The following is a 5,925-nucleotide window of genomic DNA, read 5'->3' on the forward strand; positions in this document are numbered from 1 at the left end:
GCAAAAGAACTTATTTAGACCAATCATCAAAGACTTCATTGATGACTTTATTCTCGATAAAAATCATCTGCTACCACAGAGAATCTATAAATGATAGTGCGTAAGTCCTATTACTTTAAAGGACAGATTAATCCTAGTTCAGTGTTCTCTATCACTAATTTCATGGGGGGATTAAATGGTGGTTTCAATGATGGAACTGGAAGTTCAAATGGGAATATCAATACCAGTCTTGGTGTACTTAGCGGAGCGTTAACAGGTGGACCAGATGGTGCTGGTGGTGGCATAGGAGGTAATTTAGGAGGCTTTAATTTTGGCTTTAATGGTAGCTATCCTTTTAATACCATCACAAATGCTATTTATAATTTTACTGGCGGTCTCACGAATCCAACCACACCTATTACAAACATTATTAATAATTTCACAGGTGGAACGAATCCAACGCAAACATTAACTAATATTGTCTCTGGTTTAACAGATGTAAATGGCAATCCAACTGAAACTATAACAACAGTTATCAATAGCTTTACAGGTGGAAATAACCCAGCAGTTGAAACGATTCAGGGGTGGAATTGATCAACTACAAGAACTAGAAAGCTTTAAGACTGAAATTATTAATTCAGGCATCAATACTTTAGCTAATACAGCAATTGATACGATTCACCAATCTGAAAGCCCTATTGCGGATGGCGCAAGTTTAGGCACACTCACTTTTGAAACTTCTCGCGATACTGTGAATGGTTCTTTAGAAACCGTCTCTGATTTTGTAGGAGGTGATTTTGATGGTGCGATGGATTCTGCTACGGGTGTGATTGATACCTTAATTACCAATGGTTCGACTGCGACTGAGATTGTTCAACATATCGGTGAAGATCTTGGCAATTTAGGAGATCTAGCTGACGGTTCTCCTCTTGAAATGGTGACTGATGCGATCGAAGGTTTCACGGGTGGTGATTTAGGTGATAACCCTGTAACTGGCGTGATTGATACCATCACGGGCGGTGCTGACGGTTCGCCTCTTGAAATGGTGACTGATGCAATCGAAGGGTTCACAGGTGGTGACTTAGGTGATAACCCTGTAACTGGCGTGATTGATACCATTACTGGCGGTACGGATGGTTCTCCACTTGAAATGGTGACTGATGCGATCGAAGGTTTCACAGGTGGTGACTTAGGTGATAACCCTGTAACTGGCGTGATTGATACCATCACGGGCGGTACGGATGGTTCTCCTCTTGAAATGGTGACTGATGCAATCGAAGGATTCACAGGTGGTGATTTTGGTGATAACCCTGTAACAGGTATTGTTCAACAAGGTATTGATGTAGTTCAGGGCGTTGAAAGCTTAAAAACTGAAATCATCAATACAGGTATTGATACTGTTGCTGGCACGATCATTGGTGCATTCCCTGAGTCTGAACACCCTGTTGGTGATTTAGCTGATCTAGGTACGCTTACTTTTGAAACTTCTCGCGATACTGTGAATGGTTCTTTAGAAACGATCTCTGATCTCGCTGGCGCTGATTTTGATGGTGCGATGGATTCTGCTACAGGTGTGATTGATACCTTAATTACCAATGGTTCGACTGCGACTGAGATTATTCAACATATCGGTGAAGATCTTGGCAATTTAGGTGATCTTGCTGATGGTTCTCCACTTGAAATGGTGACTGATGCAATCGAAGGATTCACGGGTGGTGATCTTGGTGATAACCCTGTAACAGGTATTGTTCAACAAGGTATTGATGTAGTTCAGGGCGTTGAAAGCTTAAAAACTGAAATCATCAATACAGGTATTGATACTGTTGCTGGCACGATCATTGGTGCATTCCCTGAGTCTGAACATCCTGTTGGTGATTTAGCTGATCTAGGTACGCTTACTTTTGAAACTTCTCGCGATACTGTGAATGGTTCTTTAGAAACGATCTCTGATCTCGCTGGCGCTGATTTTGATGGTGCGATGGATTCTGCTACAGGTGTGATCGATACCTTAATTACCAATGGTTCGACTGCGACTGAGATTATTCAACATATCGGTGAAGATCTTGGCAATTTAGGTGACCTGGCTGATGGTTCTCCTCTTGAAATGGTCACTGATGCAATCGAAGGTTTCACTGGTGGTGATTTAGGTGACAACCCTGTAACAGGTGTGATTGATACCATCACGGGCGGTACTGATGGTTCTCCTCTTGAAATGGTCACTGATGCGATCGAAGGTTTCACGGGTGGTGACTTAGGTGATAACCCTGTTACTGGCGTGATTGATACCATCACTGGTGGTACTGACGGTTCTCCTCTTGAAATGGTGACTGATGCAATCGAAGGGTTCACCGGTGGTGATTTAGGTGATAACCCTGTAACAGCTGTGATTGATACTATCACGGGCGGTACGGACGGTTCTCCTCTTGAAATGGTGACTGATGCGATCGAAGGTTTCACGGGTGGTGATTTAGGTGATAACCCTGTGAATGGCGTGATTGATACCATCACTGGCGGTACTGATGGTTCTCCTCTTGAAATGGTGACTGATGCGATCGAAGGTTTCACCGGTGGTGATTTAAGTGATAACCCTGTAACAGGTATTGTTCAACAAGGTATTGATGTAGTTCAGGGTGTTGAAAGCTTAAAAACTGAAATCATCAATACAGGTATTGATACTGTTGCTGGCACGATCATTGGTGCATTCCCTGAGTCTGAACATCCTGTTGGTGATTTAGCTGATCTAGGTACGCTTACTTTTGAAACTTCTCGCGATACTGTGAATGGTTCTTTAGAAACGATCTCTGATCTCGCTGGCGCTGATTTTGATGGTGCGATGGATTCTGCTACAGGTGTGATTGATACCTTAATTACCAATGGTTCGACTGCGACTGAGATTATTCAACATATCGGTGAAGATCTTGGCAATTTAGGTGACCTTGCTGATGGTTCTCCACTTGAAATGGTGGCTGATGCAATCGAAGGTTTCACGGGTGGTGATTTAGGTGATAACCCTGTAACTGGCGTGATTGATACCATCACGGGCGGTACTGACGGTTCTCCTCTTGAAATGGTCACTGATGCAATCGATGGTTTCACGGGTGGTGACTTAGGTGACAATCCTGTAACTGGCGTGATTGATACCATCACTGGCGGTACTGATGGTTCTCCTCTTGAAATGGTGACTGATGCAATCGATGGTTTCACGGGTGGTGACTTAGGTGATAACCCTGTAACAGGTATTGTTCAACAAGGTATTGATGTGGTTCAGGGCGTTGAAAGCTTAAAAACTGAAATCATCAATACAGGTATTGATACTGTTGCTGGCACGATCATTGGTGCATTCCCTGAGTCTGAACATCCTGTTGGTGATTTAGCTGATCTAGGTACGCTTACTTTTGAAACTTCTCGCGATACTGTGAATGGTTCTTTAGAAACGATCTCTGATCTCGCTGGCGCTGATTTTGATGGTGCGATGGATTCTGCTACAGGTGTGATTGATACCTTAATTACCAATGGTTCGACTGCGACTGAGATTATTCAACATATCGGTGAAGATCTTGGCAATTTAGGTGATCTTGCTGATGGTTCTCCACTTGAAATGGTGACTGATGCAATCGAAGGATTCACAGGTGGTGACTTAGGTGACAACCCTGTAACAGGTGTGATTGATACCATCACTGGTGGTACTGATGGTTCTCCTCTTGAAATGGTCACTGATGCGATCGAAGGATTCACTGGTGGTGATCTTGGTGACAACCCTGTAACGGGTATTGTTCAACAAGGTATTGATATGGTTCAGGGCGTTGAAAGCTTAAAAACTGAAATCATCAATACAGGTATTGATACTGTTGCTGGCACGATCATTGGTGCATTCCCTGAGTCTGAACATCCTGTTGGCGATTTAGCTGATCTAGGTACGCTTACTTTTGAAACTTCTCGCGATACTGTGAATGGTTCTTTAGAAACGATCTCTGATCTCGCTGGCGCTGATTTTGATGGTGCGATGGATTCTGCTACAGGTGTGATTGATACCTTAATTACCAATGGTTCGACTGCAACTGAGATTATTCAACATATCGGTGAAGATCTTGGCAATTTAGGAGATCTAGCTGACGGTTCTCCTCTTGAAATGGTCACTGATGCGATCGAAGGTTTCACGGGTGGTGACTTAGGTGACAACCCTGTAACAGGTGTGATTGATACCATTACGGGCGGTACTGACGGTTCTCCTCTTGAAATGGTGACTGATGCAATCGAAGGTTTCACAGGTGGTGATTTAGGTGATAACCCTGTAACAGGTGTGATTGATACCATCACTGGCGGTACGGATGGTTCACCTCTTGAAATGGTCACTGATACGATCGAAGGTTTCACAGGTGGTGATCTTGGTGACAACCCTGTGACTGGCGTGATTGATACTATCACTGGCGGTACGGATGGTTCGCCTCTTGAAATGGTGACTGATGCGATCGAAGGTTTCACAGGTGGTGATTTTGGTGACAACCCTGTAACAGGTGTGATTGATACCATTACTGGCGGTACTGACGGTTCTCCTCTTGAAATGGTGACTGATGCAATCGAAGGATTCACAAGTGGTGATCTTGGTGATAACCCTGTGACTGGCGTGATTGATACCATCACGGGTGGTACGGATGGTTCGCCTCTTGAAATGGTGACTGATGCAATCGAAGGTTTCACTGGTGGTGATCTTAGTGACAACCCTGTGACTGGCGTCATTGATACCATTACTGGTGGTGACTTAGGTTCAAACCCTGTAACAGGTATTGTTCAACAAGGTATTGATGTGGTTCAGGGCGTTGAAAGCTTAAAAACTGAAATCATCAATACAGGTATTGATACTGTTGCTGGCACGATCATTGGTGCATTCCCTGAGTCTGAACATCCTGTTGGTGATTTAGCTGATCTAGGTACGCTTACTTTTGAAACTTCTCGCGATACTGTGAATGGTTCTTTAGAAACGATCTCTGATCTCGCTGGCGCTGATTTTGATGGTGCGATGGATTCTGCTACAGGTGTGATTGATACCTTAATTACCAATGGTTCGACTGCAACTGAGATTGTTCAACATATCGGTGAAGATCTTGGCAATTTAGGTGATCTGGCTGACGGTTCTCCACTTGAAATGGTGACTGATGCAATCGAAGGATTCACGGGTGGTGATCTTGGTGATAACCCTGTAACAGGTGTGATTGATACCATCACGGGCGGTACTGACGGTTCTCCACTTGAAATGGTAACTGATGCAATCGAAGGATTCACAGGTGGTGACTTAGGTGATAACCCTGTAACTGGCGTGATTGATACCATCACTGGTGGTACTGACGGTTCTCCACTTGAAATGGTGACTGATGCAATCGAAGGTTTCACAGGTGGTGATTTAGGTGATAACCCTGTAACAGGTGTGATTGATACCATTACTGGCGGTACGGATGGTTCACCTCTTGAAATGGTAACTGATGCAATCGAAGGATTCACAGGTGGTGACTTAGGTGATAACCCTGTAACTGGCGTGATTGATACCATCACTGGTGGTACTGACGGTTCTCCACTTGAAATGGTGACTGATGCAATCGAAGGTTTCACAGGTGGTGATTTAGGTGATAACCCTGTAACAGGTGTGATTGATACCATTACTGGCGGTACGGATGGTTCACCTCTTGAAATGGTCACTGATGCGATCGAGGGTTTCACTGGTGGTGATCTTGGTGACAACCCTGTGACTGGCGTGATTGATACTATCACTGGCGGTACGGATGGTTCGCCTCTTGAAATGGTGACTGATGCGATCGAAGGTTTCACCGGTGGTGACTTAGGTGATAACCCTGTAACAGGTATTGTTCAACAAGGTATTGATGTGGTTCAGGGCGTTGAAAGCTTAAAAACTGAAATCATCAATACAGGTATTGATACTGTTGCTGGCACGAT

2 protein-coding genes are annotated in these 5,925 nt (G+C 44.1%); both read left to right on the forward strand.

All coding sequences use genetic code 11. From position 1 onward, the window contains the following. Positions 1-90 precede the first annotated feature (90 nt). Positions 91-573, forward strand: a complete 483-nt coding sequence (locus tag ACSC97_RS17600; protein ID WP_436662232.1) for a hypothetical protein — start codon at positions 91-93, stop codon at positions 571-573. Between the two features lie 1,510 nt (positions 574-2,083). Next, the coding region (locus tag ACSC97_RS17605; RefSeq protein ID WP_436662234.1) for a beta strand repeat-containing protein at positions 2,084-5,925 on the forward strand (3,842 nt) is incomplete at its 3' end.

This window comes from Acinetobacter sp. P1(2025), from assembly GCF_051390655.1.
In the GTDB taxonomy this organism is placed as follows: domain Bacteria; phylum Pseudomonadota; class Gammaproteobacteria; order Pseudomonadales; family Moraxellaceae; genus Acinetobacter; species Acinetobacter junii.